This window comes from Burkholderia sp. Leaf177 (assembly GCF_001424345.1).
Taxonomy (GTDB): domain Bacteria; phylum Pseudomonadota; class Gammaproteobacteria; order Burkholderiales; family Burkholderiaceae; genus Caballeronia.
In genome coordinates this window covers 226248-243336 of the sequence record NZ_LMPF01000002.1, presented here as the reverse complement: position 1 = coordinate 243336, position 17089 = coordinate 226248, and the positions used below count along the sequence as shown (strand labels likewise).

The 17089-nt window shown below is 59.8% G+C and carries 14 protein-coding genes; 11 read left to right on the top strand and 3 right to left on the bottom strand.

What is annotated here, in order from left to right; all coding sequences use genetic code 11:
• Window positions 1-6 precede the first annotated feature (6 nt).
• A complete protein-coding gene (locus tag ASG35_RS04865) occupies window positions 7-780 on the bottom strand; it encodes an IclR family transcriptional regulator domain-containing protein (protein ID WP_056353380.1) in 774 nt (257 codons plus the stop codon).
• Window positions 781-1106: 326 nt separating this feature from the next.
• On the opposite strand from ASG35_RS04865, the gene shiA reads away from it, so the two are divergent.
• The 8 genes from shiA to aroQ all read left to right on the top strand — a co-directional run bounded on the left by shiA (window position 1107) and on the right by aroQ (window position 10731).
• On the top strand, window positions 1107-2414 hold the full coding sequence (gene shiA / locus ASG35_RS04860; RefSeq protein WP_056353814.1) for a shikimate transporter: 1308 nt from the start codon (window positions 1107-1109) through the stop codon (window positions 2412-2414).
• Window positions 2415-2505: 91 nt separating this feature from the next.
• Window positions 2506-3348, top strand: a complete 843-nt coding sequence (locus ASG35_RS04855; protein ID WP_056353811.1) for a 3-keto-5-aminohexanoate cleavage protein — start codon at window positions 2506-2508, stop codon at window positions 3346-3348.
• Window positions 3349-3357: 9 nt separating this feature from the next.
• Complete coding sequence (locus ASG35_RS04850) at window positions 3358-5226, top strand: bifunctional sugar phosphate isomerase/epimerase/4-hydroxyphenylpyruvate dioxygenase family protein (RefSeq protein WP_056353377.1); 1869 nt, start codon at window positions 3358-3360, stop codon at window positions 5224-5226.
• A gap of 140 nt (window positions 5227-5366) precedes the next feature.
• A complete protein-coding gene (locus ASG35_RS04845; protein ID WP_056353375.1) occupies window positions 5367-6488 on the top strand; it encodes a 4-hydroxyphenylpyruvate dioxygenase family protein in 1122 nt (373 codons plus the stop codon).
• 304 nt (window positions 6489-6792) lie between these two features.
• Entirely contained in the window at window positions 6793-8004 is a 1212-nt protein-coding gene (locus tag ASG35_RS04840; RefSeq protein ID WP_056353372.1) for a porin, read from the top strand.
• Window positions 8005-8086: 82 nt separating this feature from the next.
• On the top strand, window positions 8087-9415 hold the full coding sequence (locus ASG35_RS04835; RefSeq protein ID WP_056353368.1) for an MFS transporter: 1329 nt from the start codon (window positions 8087-8089) through the stop codon (window positions 9413-9415).
• A gap of 20 nt (window positions 9416-9435) precedes the next feature.
• The gene (locus tag ASG35_RS04830; protein ID WP_056353366.1) at window positions 9436-10269 is read left to right on the top strand and encodes a shikimate dehydrogenase family protein; all 834 of its coding nucleotides are present in this window, start codon (window positions 9436-9438) and stop codon (window positions 10267-10269) included.
• A gap of 9 nt (window positions 10270-10278) precedes the next feature.
• On the top strand, window positions 10279-10731 hold the full coding sequence (aroQ, locus tag ASG35_RS04825; protein WP_056353361.1) for a type II 3-dehydroquinate dehydratase: 453 nt from the start codon (window positions 10279-10281) through the stop codon (window positions 10729-10731).
• Window positions 10732-10747: 16 nt separating this feature from the next.
• Here the strand turns inward: aroQ and ASG35_RS04820 are convergent, their stop codons facing one another.
• Window positions 10748-11701 carry a LysR family transcriptional regulator gene (locus ASG35_RS04820; protein WP_056353359.1) on the bottom strand — a complete coding sequence of 318 codons (954 nt, stop codon included), beginning with the start codon at window positions 11699-11701 and terminating at the stop codon, window positions 10748-10750.
• A 156-nt stretch (window positions 11702-11857) separates the two neighbouring features.
• Here ASG35_RS04820 and ASG35_RS04815 point away from each other — a divergent pair, with 156 nt between their 5' ends.
• Window positions 11858-13195: an MFS transporter gene (locus ASG35_RS04815; RefSeq protein ID WP_056353356.1), complete on the top strand. Its 1338-nt coding sequence runs from the start codon at window positions 11858-11860 to the stop codon at window positions 13193-13195.
• An 18-nt stretch (window positions 13196-13213) separates the two neighbouring features.
• The gene (locus ASG35_RS04810) at window positions 13214-14767 is read left to right on the top strand and encodes a UxaA family hydrolase (RefSeq protein ID WP_056353354.1); all 1554 of its coding nucleotides are present in this window, start codon (window positions 13214-13216) and stop codon (window positions 14765-14767) included.
• 12 nt (window positions 14768-14779) lie between these two features.
• Here ASG35_RS04810 and ASG35_RS04805 read toward each other — a convergent pair whose 3' ends face one another.
• Window positions 14780-16048, bottom strand: a complete 1269-nt coding sequence (locus ASG35_RS04805) for an MFS transporter (protein ID WP_056353351.1) — start codon at window positions 16046-16048, stop codon at window positions 14780-14782.
• 109 nt (window positions 16049-16157) lie between these two features.
• Here ASG35_RS04805 and ASG35_RS04800 point away from each other — a divergent pair, with 109 nt between their 5' ends.
• Entirely contained in the window at window positions 16158-17054 is an 897-nt protein-coding gene (locus ASG35_RS04800) for a LysR substrate-binding domain-containing protein (protein WP_056353348.1), read from the top strand.
• Window positions 17055-17089 lie beyond the last annotated feature (35 nt).

The following is a 17089-nucleotide window of genomic DNA, read 5'->3' as shown; positions in this document are numbered from 1 at the left end:
GCTCGCTCAGACCACATTCAGCATGGCAAGCGCGGTCTCTTGCAGATGATGCACCACGCGGTTGACCGCGGCTTCCGTGGTTTCGCGTCCTATCGGCATGTTGGTGCTGAGCGCCGCGACAACTTCACCATGCCTGTCCTTCACCGGCACCGCAATGCCACGCACGCCGACCTGCAATTGCTGTTCGATGACCGCATAACCATCGGCGCGTGCCTGACGGATCTTCTCCTGCAGCCGGACCTTGTTGGTCAGCGTATGCGGCGTGAACGGTGCGAGCGACGTGGTGTCGAGCCACTCGTGGACCGCGTCTTCATCGGGCTTGTAAGCGAGCAGCACGACCCCCGGCGAAGTCAGTGGCGCCGGGACGCGCGCACCGAGCACGAAGCCGGTCGTCATCACACGGGAGGTCCCGTTGCGCGCGATGAACACAAGCTCCCATTCGTCGAGCACGCTCATGTAGACCGACTCGTTGAGCGTTGCGCTGAGTTGTTGCAGGTAGGGCTGAACCAGCTTGGGCAGGCGCGCGGAATCGAAGTACGACCAACCAACCCGCAACACGCGCGGCGTGAGCCCAAAGAGCTTGCCGTCGCTTTCAACATAGCCGAGATGTTCCAGCGTTAGCAGATGCCGGCGCGCGGCCGTGCGTGTCATGCCTGTGCGCGTCGCGGCCTGGGTCGGCGTCATGCGCGCATGTTCGCTGTCGAAGGCCTCGAGTATCGCAAGACCTTTTTCGAGTCCCGCGATCCAGTCGCGTTTGTCGAGCGGCGGGCGTTTGGTCATGAGCAATAACCCTTGGATGGTGTGCGATCAGTGATGACGTACGGGCGATTATCGCTCACGAGGATGCGTTTTTGTCATGTGCGGTTCGATCGCGGAATCCGCACAGCTTGCATCCCGAAGGAGATCGAATGCCTTAGTGCTAACCCCATAAACGATCGCTAATCGCACATTCTCGTTCGATAATCGCGTTGCATTCGCATGAAACCGTTGATCCGCGAATCACGCCAACCTATGCTCCATTCACCGCTGAACCGATCGGCTCGCCCAAGTGGGCGGCACGCAAAAAACATCGGACAGTCAAACCAATACAGATCAGAGACAACGCAATGACTATCGCAATCCAGCCTGTCGATGTCGCCAGAATCGACCTCGACAAGAGCCGCGCCCGCAAGGCGGCACTCGGCAGTTTTGTAGGCGCAGTGGTCGACTGGTACGACTTCCTGCTCTACGGGATCATCGCCGCGATCGTGTTCAACACCGAGTTCTTCCCGAAGGTCAGCCCGGCGATGGGCACGCTAGCGGCATTCGGCACGTTCGGCGTAGGGTTCCTGTTCCGGCCGCTGGGTGGGTTCGTGTTCGGCCACTACGGCGACAGGCTCGGCCGCAAGCGCATGCTCGTGCTGACCGTGATGATGATGGGTTTGTCGACGGCATTGATTGGGTTGTTGCCGACGTTTGCGTCGATCGGCTGGTGGGCGCCGGTGCTGTTGATCGCGCTGCGTGCGATCCAGGGATTTGCCGTAGGCGGTGAATGGGGCGGGGCGGCGCTCATGGCCGTGGAAAGCGCGCCCAGCAAAAAGAAAGCGTTCTATAGCAGCGGCGTGCAGGTCGGTTATGGCGTCGGGCTGATCCTTGCAACGGGCATTGTGTCCATTCTCAGCCAGACCATGGACGACGCCACGTTCAAGAGCTGGGGCTGGCGCATTCCGTTCGTGTTCAGCGTTGTCCTTGTGCTGATCGGATTGTGGGTTCGATCGAGCATGGAAGAGTCGCAGGAGTTCGTGCACAAGGTTATTGAAAAGGGCCAAAAAGCCAAACGCATGCCGATCTTCGAAGCGCTGCGCCAACATCCGAAAGCGTTCCTGCTGATCATCGCGCTGCGTCTCGCCGAGCTCTTCACCATGTACATAGTCACCGCTTTCGCGTTGAGCTACTCCACGAGCAATCTGGGCATGCCGCGCCAGTTCTTCCTGAACATCGGCTTGCTGGTGGGCGCCATCAGCATCCTGACCATTCCGTGTTTCGCCATCCTCGCTGATCGCTTCGGCCGTCGCCGGATCTACATGATCGGCGCGGTGATCGGCATGTTGAGCGCCGTGCCGTTCTTTCTCGCACTCGACGCACGCTCGACAGTCTGGATCGTCGTCTTCTCGGTGATGCTCGCAAACATTGCGCACGACATGATCGTGAGCGTCCAGCAGCCGATGTTCACCGAACTCTTCGGCACCGAATACCGTTATAGCGGCGCGGGCGTGGGTTATCAGGTGGCGAGCGTGGTTGGCGGCGGCTTCACGCCGTTCATCGCAGTGGCGCTGGTGAGTTTCGCCGGCGGCTCGTGGCATCCGGTCGCGGCGTATCTTGCCATCGGATGCGCGCTGTCGGTGCTCGTTGCCGCGAAGATGAAAAAGACCTGATGTGAAGGTCTGGCCTGGAATCCGAGAGCGGGCGTGACTCGATTGTTCGAGCGATGCCCGGCAAACGAAGACCCAATCAATGGACGTAGTCATGACTGATCCCTGCATCATTTCCGTCGCTGTTACCGGTTCCGTGCCGCGCAAGAAAGACAATCCCGCCGTGCCCATATCGATTGCCGAACAGATAGAAAGCACGCACGAATCGTATGAAGCAGGCGCGTCGCTCGTGCATCTGCATGTTCGCGACGAGCAGGAGAATTCGAGTTCGGACCGCTCGCGTTTTGACGAATTGCAAACGGGCATCCGCAAGCATTGCCCGGACATCATCATCCAGTTTTCGACGGGCGGTCGCGGCCGTTCATTCGAACAACGCGGCGCGATGCTCGACTTGCGTCCCGACATGGCGTCGCTTGCAACCGGCTCAGTCAACTTCCCGACGACCGTCTACGAAAATCCGCCGGATTTCGTCAGGTCGCTGGCAAAGTCGATGCTTGATCACAACGTCAAGCCCGAGATCGAGATCTTCGACCTTGCGATGCTTTACAGCACCGTGGATCTCGTTGCACAAGGTTTGCTCGTATCGCCGGTACATGTGCAGTTTGTGATGGGCGTGAAGAATGCGCTGCCTGCGAAGCGCGAAATCCTCGCGTTCGAAGTCGAGCGCTTGCGCGCCGAGTTGCCCGATGCCACGTGGACAGCGGCGGGGATCGGGCGGCATCAGCTCGAAGTGAACCATTGGACGCTCGAGCTTGGCGGACATTGCCGCACGGGTCTGGAGGACAACATTCGTTGGGACAAGGACACGCTTGCCAGTAGCAATGCGCAACTGGTGGGGCGCGTTGCGGCCCTTTGCGCCGAATACGGACGCGAGGTTGCAAGCGCTGCGCAAGCACGCGAATTGCTGCATCTCCCTGCCATCACCACGCAACATTAAGAGCGCACGATGCAACGATCCATCGCCACCGTATCAATCAGCGGCACGCTCGTTGAAAAACTGAAGGCCATCAGCGCAGCCGGATTCGACGGTGTCGAGATCTTCGAAAACGATTTGCTGTACTTCGATGGCTCGCCCGCCGACGTAAAAAAGATCTGCGTGGATCTCGGCCTCGAAATTATGCTGTACCAGCCGTTCCGCGACTTCGAAGGCGTCAGCGCCGACCAGCTCGTGCGGAATCTGGAACGCGCTCGCCGCAAATTCGAGCTGATGCACGCGCTGGGTACGGACCGCGTGCTGGTCTGCAGCAATGCATCGGCGGATACGATTCGCGACGACGCGCTGACAATCGACCAGCTTGGAAGATTCGCCGAACTCGCGCGCGCCGAAGGTGTGATCGCGGGTTATGAAGCGCTTGCATGGGGCCGCCACGTCAACTCGTACAAGCACGCGTGGCGTCTCGTCGATACGCTCGATCATCCGAACCTCGGCTTGATTCTCGACAGCTTCCATACGCTCTCCATCGGCGATTCGCTCGATGAAATCGCCAGCATTCCCGCCGATCGCATCACGTTCGTGCAGATCGCCGATGCGCCGAAGATGGCCATGGATGTGCTCGAATGGAGCCGGCACTATCGCTGTTTTCCCGGGCAAGGTGATCTGGATGTGACCGGCTTCACGCGCGAAGTGTTGGCATCGGGTTATGCAGGACCGCTTTCGCTGGAAATTTTCAACGATGGCTTTCGCGCGGCGCCGAATGCGGCAACGGCTGTGGATGGCTATCGTTCGCTGCTGTTTCTCGAGGAACAATGCGCGGGCGCATCGAAGGAAACATTGTTCCTTCCGCCGGCCGCGCCTGCACATACGGGATTTCAATTCCTCGAATTTGCCGTCGATGCCAACAGCGGTCCGACCCTCGCGCAATGGCTCGAACGCATGGGCTTTCGCGCGGCGGGGCGGCACAGGTCGAAGCATGTCACGCTTTATGTGCAAGGCGACGCAAGCATCCTGCTCAACGAGGAAGCCAACTCGTTTGCGAGCGACTTTCATCAGGCACATGGTTTGTCCGTGTGTGCATCGGCGTACCGGGTCGATAACGCTGCGCAAGCCTTCGGACGTGCCGCCGCGTTCGGCTTCGCGCCGTTTTCCGGCAGAGTGGGCCCGAACGAACGCGTGGTGCCGAGCGTTCAGGCGCCGGATGGCAGCCTGCAATATTTCGTCGATGAAGCGCCCGGCGAGCCCACGCTCTACGAAACCGATTTCAATCTCACCGATGCCCGGAACACAAGCGGCGCCGATCTGCTGCGCCGTATCGATCATGTGTGCCTGAATCTTCCCGCCGATACGCTCGACACCTGGGTGCTGTATTTCAAGGCGGCGTTCGGTTTCGATGCAGAAGCGTCGGTGCTTTTGCCCGACCCCTATGGCCTGGTCAGGAGCCGTTCGTTGCGCAGCCGCGACGGGTCCGTGCGGATCGTGCTGAATGCATCGGCGGACCGGCACACGTCCGTGGTTGAGTCGCTATCGACTTATCGCGGATCGGGATTGAATCACGTTGCGTTTGCAACGGACGACATCTTCGCGACCGTTGCCGCGTTGCGTCGGCAGGACGTTGCGTTGCTGCGCATTCCGCGCAATTACTATGACGACCTGCAAGCGCGTTTCGGATTCGACGATGCACGGATCCATCTCATGCGCGAGGGCGGCATTCTTTACGACCGCGACTCGGCGGGCCGAGAGTTTCTCCACGTTTACACCGAGCAGTTCAACGAACGCTTCTTTCTCGAGATCGTGGAACGCCGTGGCGGCTACGAGGGATACGGCGCAGCCAACGCACCCGTGCGGCTTGCCGCGCACGCACAGCGCCGCTCGCAATGACAAGACGCCGCGAGGAGAGTTTGACGCTTCGCCGCCTCAAGCGATAATCTGTCCACGCGCCTGTTGCAGCTCGACACCGAATACGACCGGTGACCACGCGGCAGGCGAATGTGCGCGGACTTTCCCTGAGGTGATTTTCGATGAACAACGATGCTTCCCTGCCTGACGCTGCCTCGGCGCAACCGCCCATGGACGGGGACAATCCGTTAGGCGTCGCGGGCCTCGAATTCGTTGAGTTTTCCAGCCCCGACCCTGAACGCCTGCGCGCTCTTTTCGAGCAACTCGGCTTTGCTCGCGTGGCGCGTCATATAAGCAAGGACGTCACGCTGTATCGGCAGGGGAACATGAATTTCCTCGTCAACGCCGACGACGATTCGTTCGCCACACGCTTTGCAGAAACGCACGGCGTAGGCATCTGCGCAATCGGATTGCGAGTGTTCGATGCGCCTACATCGCACGAGCGCGCCGTCGATTCCGGCGCCTGGGATTTCGAAGGCGAACGTCTCGGGCCGAACGAACTGATGATTCCCGCCATACAGGGAATCGGCGATTCGCATATCTATTTTGTCGATCATTGGGAAGGCCGGAATGCGCCACCGAGCGAAAAAGCGAAGTCGATCTACGATATCGATTTCAAATGGCTCGACGCACAGACCGCACAAACCGCGCTGCATGACAACGACGCGGGCCTTGTCAAAGTTGATCACTTCACGCAGACGGTCGGCGCAGGGCGGCTTGCCGACTGGCTCGAATTTTATCTGCAGGTCCTGCATTTCAAGGAGCTCCACGCAATCCATCCCGACTGGAAAGTCGCGCAGGATCTGCCCGTGATCGTGTCGCCATGCCAGACGTTCAGCATCCCGGTGTATGAAGAAGGCACGTACCGCACGAGCCTGATGCGGGACTATTTGCCCGATCATAGCGGCGAGGGCGTGCAGCATATTGCGCTGGCTTCCAAGGACATCTTCGCTTCCGTCGACGTACTGCGTGCGCGCGGCATGCGCTTCGTGCAGCCGCCGTCCAGATACTACGAACAACTCGATGCACGCTTGCCCGGTCACGGCCTGGATGTGGACGCATTGCGCGCGCGCGGCATTTTGGTCGACGGCCGTATTACCGACGATGGCACGCCGAAGCTCTTCCTGCAGACGTTCATTCAGCACGAAGCCGGCGATATGTTTTTTGAAATCGTTGAACGGCGCGGAGGGGAAGGGTTCGGCGAAGGCAATCTGATCGCGCTGGGGAAGGCGCGCGAGGCCTGATTCGTTCTAGCCTTTCCAGCAAGAAAAAAGCTCAGTGCAAACCCGAGTAATGCGCGATTATCGAACGAACGCGTCCGATAAACACACGCATTCCACATTATTCCATTGCTCCCATTTCAACGTCACTTTATTGTGAACACATACCGGCGCGTCCAGAAAGCGGCACGGCAATAAACGCCGCTCGACGCGCTCCCGGCTATCCCATGGTTCGAAAAGCCAGTTCAATAGATTAGGAACGCTGAATAACTGTTCTTCAAGCGTTCCATGTATTCACCTAAAAACACGAAGTCCGGAGGAGACACCTATGAAGCAAATCAAGCAAGCGGGAACGGCTGTTGTCTTTACTGTCGCCGCAGCGGCGTCAGCGCATGCGCAAACCAGCGTGACACTTTACGGCATTGTCGATAATTCGATCACGTATCAGAACAGTTCGACAACGCTCGGTTCAACGCAAGGCGGCCGCTCGAATATCCGCATGACATCGGGCGTCTGGGCCGGCAGCCGTTTTGGCCTGAAGGGTGCCGAAGACCTCGGCGGCGGCAACAAGGCGATCTTCCAGCTGGAATCCGGATTCAACAGCGCAACGGGCGGCCAGCAATACACCAACGCCATGTTCGGCCGGCAAGCGTGGGTCGGCCTGACCAACCCCGCATACGGTACGTTCACGGCCGGCCGTCAATACACGTCGTACTACACGCTGCTTTCGCCGTATAGCCCGACCACCTGGCTCACCGGTTTCTTCGGCGCGCATCCGGGCGATCTGGATGAACTCGACACCATCTATCGCGCGAATAACTCGCTCGTTTATACGTCGCCGAAACTGTATGGGATCACCGTCAGCGGTTCTTATTCATTCGCGGGCGTTCCGGGCAGCGTGAACCAGGGCTCGACGTGGAGCGGCGCGATTCAGTACGCCAATGGTCCGGTCGGGATTGCGGCCGGCATCACGCGCATCAATAACTCGACGCCGGGCGGCGGCGTTTTTGGTGCCGATTCAACCACGAACTCTGGCGGACAGTCGGGGGTATCGGCGGTGACGAACGGCTATCAGACCGCACAGGCGCAACAGCGCATTGCGGTCGGTGGCGGCTACACGTTCAACAGTTCGTGGGACGTGTCGGCGACTTACTCAAATGTGCAGTACATCCCGGGCATCAATTCGCGTTTCCACGATACCGCCATCTTCAATACCGCCGGCGCCGTGCTGCACTGGCGCCCGGCCACGACGCTCGATCTGGCGACCGGCTACAGCTATACGCGCGCGACGAAGGCGAACGGCATCAACAGCGTGGCGCAATACCATCAGTTCAATTTGTCCGAGTACTACTCGCTCTCGAAGCGCACGGGCCTGTATTCGCTGCAAGCCTATCAGCGTGCCCATGGTCAGACGCTGGGGACGCCGGGCGCGGCAAGTGTGATCAATGCGACTGCCGTTCTCGGCGATGGCTTCCAGGCGGCGCCGTCGTCGTCACAAGGGCAGTTCGCGGCGGGCGTGGGTATCATTCACCGATTCTAATATTCGAGTCATCAAGCCAACCACATCGCTCGCAGATTGCACCGCAGAGCGGGGTTCAACACCTTGATCCAGGAGACGCGCCATGCAAGACGTTCATCAATCCCACGCGGTTCATACGGCCGCGCCCGCGGCGGTTCGCACGCGATCGCGCACGCGGTTCGTGATCCTCGCGCTGCTGGCAGTCGGCACAATGATCAACTATCTCGACCGCACCGTGCTCGGCATTGCCGCTCCGACCATGACGAAGGAACTCGGTATCGATGCCGCCGTGATGGGGATCGTCTTTTCCGCGTTCTCCTGGACCTATGCACTGGCGCAGATTCCGGGCGGTGTTTTTCTGGATCGCTTCGGCAGCAAGGTCACTTACTTTCTCGCGCTGACCTTCTGGTCGTTCTTCACGCTGATGCAGGGCTTCGCTGTCGGGCTCAAGTCGTTGCTGCTGTTTCGCTTCGGACTCGGTATAAGTGAAGCGCCCTGTTTTCCGGTCAACAGCCGTGTAGTCGCCACGTGGTTCCCGCAACATGAACGGGCGCGCGCAACCGGTATTTATACCGTCGGCGAATACCTGGGCCTCGCGTGTTTTGCGCCGGCGTTGTTCTGGATCATGGGCAACTTCGGCTGGCGCGCGTTGTTTATCGTGGTGGGAGTTGTCGGCATTGTGTTCGGGATCGTCTGGTGGCTTTTTTATCGCGAACCCCATGATTCGAAGACGGTGAATCAGGCCGAGCTCGACTACATTTCAGCGGGCGGCGGTCTCGAGCCCGCAGGCGGCCAGCAGACGATGGCGTTCTCGTGGAGCAACGTTGGCAAGCTGCTCAAGCGCCGTCAGATTGCGGGTGCATGCCTGGGCCAGTTCGCGGGCAATACCACGCTGGTATTTTTCCTCACGTGGTTCCCGACCTATCTCGCTACCGAGCGGCATATGGGTTGGTTGAAGGTGGGTTTCTTCGCGGTGATGCCGTTCCTTGCCGCGGCCGTTGGCGTGATGTTCGGCGGCTGGGTCTCCGATTTCCTGCTCAAGCGCACCGGCTCCGCCAACATCGCACGCAAGTTGCCGATCATTTTTGGCTTGCTCGGGGCATCGACGATCATCGCAGCGAACTATGTCAGCAGCGACGCACTGGTGATCACCATTCTCTCGATTGCGTTCTTCGGACAAGGCATGGTCGGGCTTGGCTGGACGTTGATTTCGGACATTGCGCCGAAGAACCTGATGGGACTGACAGGCGGCATCTTCAACTTTTGCGCGAACCTCGCGGGCATCGTGACGCCGCTCGTGATCGGCCTGATCGTGGCAAAAACAGGTTCGTTCTTCTACGCGCTTTCATACGTGGGCGCGGCGGCGATCGTCGGCGCGCTGTCGTACATATTCATTGTCGGCGATGTGCGCCGCGTTGAAATTGCAGATTGATTTACTGAGAGGCATGCACGATGATCAGCGGAAAAACGACCCTTATTGCGCATCTCGGCTACCCGACGGAAACGTTCAAGGCGCCGATGATTTACAACCCCTGGTTCGAGCAGAAGGGCATCGACGCGGTGGTGGTGCCGATGGGCGTCAAGCCCGACGACTACGCTGTGTTCCTGAAGTCGTTGTTCCGGCTGAGCAACATTCGCGGCGCGCTCGTCACCATGCCGCACAAGGTGACGACTACCCGTCTCGTCGATGAACTCACGCCTACCGCGCGAATCGCGGGCGCCTGCAATGCAATCCTGCTGCGCCCGGACGGTACCTTGCTCGGCGATCAATTCGATGGCGCCGGGTTCACGCGCGGTATCGAGCGCAAGGGCCGTTCGTTGAAGGGCGCGCGAGCGCTTGTGCTAGGCAGCGGCGGTGTGGGTTCCGCCATCGCGGCGTCGCTGGCAGCTTCGGGGGTATGTGCACTCGCGCTCTTCGATACCAACACCGCATCCGCCGACGCACTCGCCTCACGCTTGCGCAAACACTATCCTGAACTCGAAGTGTCGACGGGCTCGAAAGATCCGGCAGGCTTCGACGTCGTGGTCAACGCAACGCCTATCGGCATGAACGAGAGCGATCCTCTACCGTTCGATATCGACCGGATTTCGCCGAGCACGTTTGTTGGCGAGGTCGTGATGAAGTCGGAGTACACACCGCTTCTGCGTGCAGCAAAAGAGAAGGGCTGCGCGGTTCAGGTCGGCACGGACATGCTCTTCGAGATGATCCCCGCGTATCTGGAATTCTTCGGTTTCGGCACGGCCACGGCGGATGAATTGCGCGCGGTTTCCACGATCAAATATTGAGGCTGAACCATGAAGAAGGTATTGGTGATCAACGGTCCCAACCTGAACCTGCTCGGTTTGCGCGAGCCCGATCAATACGGACACGACACGCTCGAGACCGTGGAGACGCTGTGCAGGCAAGCCGGCGACAAATTCGGGGTAGCGGTGGAGTGCAGGCAGTCGAACCATGAGGGCGTGCTGATCGACTGGATTCATGAGGCCGGCCGCGAAGTCGCTGCGGGCACCATGCTTGGCGTCGTGATGAACCCAGGCGCCTACACGCACACATCGGTCGCGTTGCACGATGCAATCAAGGGCGCGAGCGTTCCGTTGATCGAGTTGCATATCTCGAATGTGCATGCACGCGAATCGTTCCGGCATCACTCGTTTATATCGCCGGCGGCACGCGGAATTATCGTGGGACTGGGCGTGAAGGGATACGCAATCGCAATCGACGCGCTGGTTCAGGTGTCGTCGAAATAAGGCATTGGAATGGCTTTCAGGGCGCTTCTTTCCGGACCGCGAGCGAACGCAATATACCGATGAATTCCTGCACCGGCTGCGCAGGCAATTCGTGCTTGCGTGTCACGATTCCATAGCTGGTCATGACGCGGCGAATGGGTATCGGGATCTGTCCCAGCAAGCCGTTGTTCACGTACTTCTCCACTGCCGCTTGCGGCTGCAGCGAGATCATGTCGGTGGCCTGCAAGAGTTCCAGCGCCGAAAAAATCGATGTCAGTTCCACCATCCCGACCGGCACGGGAATGGCCGCCGCCGCAAACGTCTCCTCGAACAACTGCCTGATCGCCGTGGCCTGCGGATAAAGAATCCACGGCCACGCAGCAAGATCGGCCAATTCCAGTTTGGGCTTTTTCAATAACGGATGATGGCTTCCCGCGACCACGCACACTGGTTCCGCCGCGAGGACCTCGAAGTCGAACAGCGCATGATGACGTGGCTCGGTCAGGCGTCCGACCATGACATCGATCTTCTTTTCATCGAGCCAGATTGCAAGCTGGTCGCTGCTCAGTTCGAACAGCTTGACGACGAGTTGCGGCCGCTGCCGCCGGATCTCGCCGATACCCGCCGTCACCAGTTGCGCCGCCGAAGCAGATATTGCGCCGACCGTGATGTGCCCATAACCGCCATTTTTCAGCGTCGTGAATTCGCCCATGAAGCGGCCGAGATCGCCCAGCGCGGTATTTGCATATCGCAGCGCGAGCTGGCCAAGTTCGGTCGGACGCATCTCGCGCGGCAAGCGTTCGAAGAGTTGGGCGTCCAGCAGGCTTTCTATATCGCTGAGAATTTTCGTGGCTGCAGGCTGCGTCATATGCATCTGCTCGGCGGCCACGCGCATGTTGCGGGTTCGTCCAAGACTGTCGAGTAGCTGGAGGTGCCGGTATCGCAGGCGGCCAAGAATGGTCGATGGAAGCACGGAGGAAGGTCGTGACATGGAAAGTAAAAGGAGGGGTAAACGCGCATCGACTCATAACCGGATGGAATCGATTGTAGCCAATAAGCGATTGGATGTTTATTGGCGGCTGGCTTACTGTGTGCAGATGAAATAGACCGGGGCGGATCCGGCGTCCTCACGATGGAGACACCACACATGCAGACTCAAGCCCTCTCGTCCCAGCCGTTGGCGAGCGCCGTGCGCAAGGCGCGGCTGCGCCTTGCGCCATTTCTCGCGCTGATGTTCGCGCTTTCAATGCTCGACCGCTCCAACGTCGGCTTCGTCAAGCAAGCATTGCAGGTCGATTCGAACATTGGTAACGCGGCGTTCGCGCTGGGCGCGGGGATCTTTTTCATCGGCTATGCGGTGTTCGAGATTCCGAGCAACATGATGCTGCATCGCGTGGGCGCGAAAGTCTGGCTGAGCCGGATCATGGTGACATGGGGCCTTGCATCCGCGGCCATGATGTTCGCGCACAACGAAACCGCGTTCTATGTATTGCGCTTTATTCTCGGCGTGGCAGAAGCCGGCTTTTCGCCCGGCGTGATCCTTTATTCGACGTACTGGTTTCCCGCGCGCGAACGCGGCAAGGCGCTCGGCATCTACTACTTCGGCGTACCCGTCGCGCTCGTGCTCGGCAGCCCCTTGTCCGGGTATCTGATGGAAGTCATGGGCGGTCTGCTCGGCTTGCGCAACTGGCAATGGATGTTCCTGATTGAAGGCCTCGCGGCTTCAATAGTCGGCGTGATCGCGTTCTTCTATCTCGTGAGCAAACCGCGTCAGGCGAAGTGGCTGACCGATGCCGAGAAAGATGCGCTCGAATCGGCCATTGCGGCTGAGGACCGGCAGAAGGTCGCGCATGGTCCATCGACCGCGCTCGCCGCTCTCGCGAACTGGAACGTGCTGCGTTTCGTCGCCATCTATTTTGCAATCCAGGTCAGCGTGTATGGCGTGATCTTCTATCTGCCGACGCGTATTTCCGAATTGACGGGCACGGCGATCGGCGCGAAGGTCGGCTTTCTGACCGCCATTCCATGGTTCTGCGCGCTGGTCGCATTGCGCTTTGTAACCGGTTACGCCGATGCCCGCGGCAAGCATCGCGAAGTCGCGGTGCTGATGCTGGTCATGGCGGCAGCGGGCATAGGATTTTCGACAATGGGCACGCATCTCGTGCCCGTGCTGTTCGCGTTCTGCATTGCGACGGTGGGATTCGTCGTCGTGCAGCCGCTATTCTGGACGTTGCCAACAGCCTATTTGAGCGGCACCGCGGCTGCGAGCGGTATCGCGATGATCGGTGCGCTGGGCAACCTCGGCGGGTTCATTGCGCCGACGTTAAAGACCGCCGTGGAGACCTTCTTCGAGAGCCAGCGTGCAGGCATGGGCGCGTTGGCGGTAGCGGGTGTGATCGGCGTGCTGTTGCTGTTGAGCATCGGGATGAAAGGGCGCCGGCAGGAAGCGAGTCAGATATCGGCATCGAAGACGGCTTCCCGCTAAATTGACGGAGCAACGAATATGAAATCGGCAGTTGAAACAACACCATCAAACTCGGCGACGGTTCGTCTGAACTCCATCGACGATGTCCTTATCGCGCGTCATCAGCTCGTCGCGGGCATGCAGCTCGCCGATGGCGGCATCACCGTTCGCGGCCTGATTCCGGCGGGGCACAAGGTCGCCGTCAAAGCGGTATTGCAAGGGCAAGCAGTCCGCCGTTACGGGCAGATCATAGGGTTTGCGAAACGCGACATAGAAGCCGGCGAACACGTGCACGTGCATAACCTCGCGATGGGCGATTTCGACCGCGATTACGCATTCGGCGAGGATGCAAAACCGACGCAACGCGCGGTGCAACCAGCAACGTTTCTCGGCATCCGCCGTCCCGATGGACGTATCGCTACGCGCAACTATATTGGCGTGCTGACGTCGGTGAATTGCTCGGCCACGGCCGCGCGCGCTATTGCGGATTATTTTCGTCGCGATGTGCATCCTGAAGCGCTCGCGGCGTTTCCAAATGTGGACGGTGTGGTCGCGCTCACGCATGGTCAGGGCTGCGCTGTCGACTCGGAAGGCGAAGCGCTGCAAATGCTTCGCCGCACGCTCGGCGGTTATGCGCGGCATCCGAATTTTGCCGGCGTACTTTTGGTCGGACTCGGTTGCGAGACCAATCAGATCGACGGGCTTTTGCAGGAGCAGCATCTCGAGACCGGCGCGCGTCTCAAGACCATGACGATCCAGGCAACGGGCGGCACGGCGCGCACGGTCGCAGCGGGTATTGAAGCGATCAAGGTCATGCTCGTGGAAGCGAACGAGATCGTGCGTGAACGTGTCGATGCAAGCCATCTCGTGATCGGTCTGCAATGCGGCGGCTCGGACGGTTATTCGGGGATCACGGCGAACCCGGCTTTGGGCGCGGCGGTCGATCTTCTCGTCGCGCATGGCGGCACGGCGATATTGTCGGAGACGCCCGAAATTTACGGCGCCGAACATTTGCTGACGCGAAGGGCGGTGTCGAAGGAAGTGGGCAACAAGCTTGTCGACCGTATTCATTGGTGGGAAGAATATTGCGCGCGGATGAACGCGGATCTGAACAACAATCCGTCGGCGGGCAACAAGGCAGGCGGCCTCACCACGATCCTCGAAAAATCGCTTGGCGCGGTGGCGAAGGGCGGCACCACGAATCTGGTCGATGTCTACAAATACGCCGAGCATGTCGACGCGCGCGGACTTGTTTTCATGGACACGCCGGGTTACGACCCGGTGTCGGCAACGGGACAGGTCGCGGGCGGCGCAAACCTTATCTGCTTTACTACGGGACGTGGTTCGGCATATGGATGCGCACCGTCGCCATCGCTCAAGTTCAGCACGAATACCGCTTTGTGGAAGCGTCAGGAAGAGGATATCGACCTGAACTGCGGTTCGATTCTCGACGGCGAGAAGAGCATCGATGAACTCGGTCAGGAGATTTTCGAGCTGATGCTGGCGACGGCTTCGGGCACGTTATCGAAGAGCGAAGTACACGGGTACGGGCAAAACGAATTCGTGCCGTGGCAGATCGGCGCGATCACCTGAAACCTCGGATCATCAGGGAAAGTCGGCGAGTGCGCATCGGTTAGCCGTTGGCGCTCGCCGCACGCCCGGCACGAGGCAGCTCAATCCAACCGCTACAACCGACGCCGCGGCCGTCACCACATACACGGGCTGAAACGATCCGGCCACGCTCTTGCATAAGCCGCCCAGCACGTTGCCCAGTGCGCCGCCAACCCCGAACGATGCTTCGCAAATACCGCACACAATAGCCGCGAGCGCCGGTTCGCTCGTCTTGCCGACATAAGCGTGCAGCAAGCCGAACAGCGGGAAGAACGAGAAGCCGAATGCGACGGCTGCGATCATCAACGCGTACATGCCGGGACGCGATGCCGCTATGACCGACGCGCACAGCAGCAATACCCCTGCGCTTATGAGCGCCGTGCGCATGCCGTCACGTTGCGGTTGTCCTGCAGGAGATCGCGCATCGCCGATCATGCCAAGCGTCAGGCCGCTTACCGCACCGACAAAACCGACGAGCGCCCAGGCGTGCCCGGTGACATCGAGTCCGAGATGCAGGTCGTCGTGTGCATAGGCTGAAAAGTAGGTGATGAAGGGAACGCCGGCAAAGCCCGACAGCAACGCGATTGCATACACGAGCGTCCAGCGCCGCGAGAACATCGTTCGGACTTCGAAACGCGTACGCTCGACTCGTGGCTGCGCCTTCACGCGCGTTTCCGGTCGCCCAAGCCGCGCAAACATCAGCACGATCACAACGCTTAGCAACGCAGTTAGCACCGCGCTTGCGAGCCACACGGAACGCCATCCCCACAAGGGCATCAATGCCGGCACCAAAAGCCCGTTGAGCAGCACGCCGTAGTTCGTGCCGCTGCCGATCACGCCGATTGCTTTCGCCTGATGATGTTCATCGATCAACGGCGCGACGAGCGCCATCATGGGAACCCAGGTTGCCGCCGCGCTCGCGTTGAGTGCAACAAGCACCACACCCAGCAGCCAGGGGCCGTGGACGAAAGCAAGGCACGCAAGTCCTGCCGCCGATAACGCGGTCGCGATCAGCATGACCCTCGCGGCGCCGAAACGCGATGCGGCGAAACCGGACAGCAAGGCCACCGCCACATTGGCGAGTTGCCGTGCCGCCGTCATGTAGCCGGCTTGCGCGTAGCCGAAACCGAGATCGTGCTTCATGGCAGGCAGGACCACCGGAAACAAGTACACGCCAAAGCCGTAGGTTGCGGCAATAACGGCTGCAAGCAACAAGGTAAGTGCGAGCTGTTTCGATGCGGTGACGCGAGGCGAGACATCCATGACGGGTTACCGGAAGAAGGTGTAATACCCATTCTCGGCAATCCGTTGCCATGACGGAAATGATTTAATTTACTATGATCCAGTAAATCACTTCATCATTCGAGCAACCATGAATCTCGATCCAGGCTTGCTGCGCGCGTTTATCGCCGTCACCGAAGCAGGCGGTTTCACCAAAGCCGCCCGCCGGCTGAACCTGACGCAATCGGCCATCAGTCATCAAATCAGGCGGCTCGAAGAAGAAGTAGGCAGACCGCTGCTTTTTCGCACGACACGCACGCTGACGCTGACCGAGGACGGCGAGGATTTCCTGCGCTATGCCATACAGATCCTCGATGCAATGCAGGCTGTCACGCGCCGTTTTCATTCATCGCCGGCATCCGGTGTGGTGCGGTTCGGCGCGCCCGATATCTTCATGGGCGAACGCTTGCCTGTGTTGCTCACGCAGTTTTCGCGGGCGTTTCCGAATGTTCGGCTCGATGTCAGCGTTGGCATGAGTATCGATTCCGAAGCGATGGTCGCCGCGCAAGAACTGGATCTCGCGGTCGTGTTGTGCGTGCAAAGTCACAAGCACGGAAGCGGTGACGAAGGCATCGTATTGCGGCGCACGCGCTTCGTATGGGCGGCGGCGGAATCGTTCGAGTTGCGCGAGGGCGCGTCATTGCCGCTGGCGTTTTTTCCTGCGCCGTGCGTGAATCGGCGCGTGGCAGTCGAAACACTCGATACCTTGCCGGTGGACTGGCATGTGGCGTTTACATCGTCAAGTCAGTCGGGAATTCGAGCCGCCGTGATGGCCGGACTCGGAATCACCGTGTTGACCCGTGACGACCTGGAGCCGGGCATTGCCGTGGTCGATGGAAAATACGGTTTGCCCCCGTTGCCCGAGGCCGAGTTCAGGCTGCTGTGGGGCAAGGGCGAAAAAACGCTGGCCGCAAAGGAGTTCGGGCGCCTGGTTCTCGACACGCCCGAAGAACGTCCATTGCGCTCGCGGGAAGCCAGAGCCGCTTGAGAATATGCAGCCTGTACTCATCATCGATCAAACGA

Coding starts and splice junctions, on each gene's coding strand:
- ASG35_RS04830 (WP_056353366.1), top strand. CDS start 9,436: ATGATCAGCGGAAAAACGACCCTTATTGCGCATCTCGGCTACCCGACG.
- ASG35_RS04865 (WP_056353380.1), bottom strand. CDS start 780: ATGACCAAACGCCCGCCGCTCGACAAACGCGACTGGATCGCGGGACTC.
- ASG35_RS04855 (WP_056353811.1), top strand. CDS start 2,506: ATGACTGATCCCTGCATCATTTCCGTCGCTGTTACCGGTTCCGTGCCG.
- ASG35_RS04800 (WP_056353348.1), top strand. CDS start 16,158: ATGAATCTCGATCCAGGCTTGCTGCGCGCGTTTATCGCCGTCACCGAA.
- ASG35_RS04840 (WP_056353372.1), top strand. CDS start 6,793: ATGAAGCAAATCAAGCAAGCGGGAACGGCTGTTGTCTTTACTGTCGCC.
- ASG35_RS04810 (WP_056353354.1), top strand. CDS start 13,214: ATGAAATCGGCAGTTGAAACAACACCATCAAACTCGGCGACGGTTCGT.
- ASG35_RS04820 (WP_056353359.1), bottom strand. CDS start 11,701: ATGTCACGACCTTCCTCCGTGCTTCCATCGACCATTCTTGGCCGCCTG.
- aroQ (WP_056353361.1), top strand. CDS start 10,279: ATGAAGAAGGTATTGGTGATCAACGGTCCCAACCTGAACCTGCTCGGT.
- ASG35_RS04845 (WP_056353375.1), top strand. CDS start 5,367: ATGAACAACGATGCTTCCCTGCCTGACGCTGCCTCGGCGCAACCGCCC.
- ASG35_RS04805 (WP_056353351.1), bottom strand. CDS start 16,048: ATGGATGTCTCGCCTCGCGTCACCGCATCGAAACAGCTCGCACTTACC.
- ASG35_RS04815 (WP_056353356.1), top strand. CDS start 11,858: ATGCAGACTCAAGCCCTCTCGTCCCAGCCGTTGGCGAGCGCCGTGCGC.
- ASG35_RS04835 (WP_056353368.1), top strand. CDS start 8,087: ATGCAAGACGTTCATCAATCCCACGCGGTTCATACGGCCGCGCCCGCG.
- ASG35_RS04850 (WP_056353377.1), top strand. CDS start 3,358: ATGCAACGATCCATCGCCACCGTATCAATCAGCGGCACGCTCGTTGAA.
- shiA (WP_056353814.1), top strand. CDS start 1,107: ATGACTATCGCAATCCAGCCTGTCGATGTCGCCAGAATCGACCTCGAC.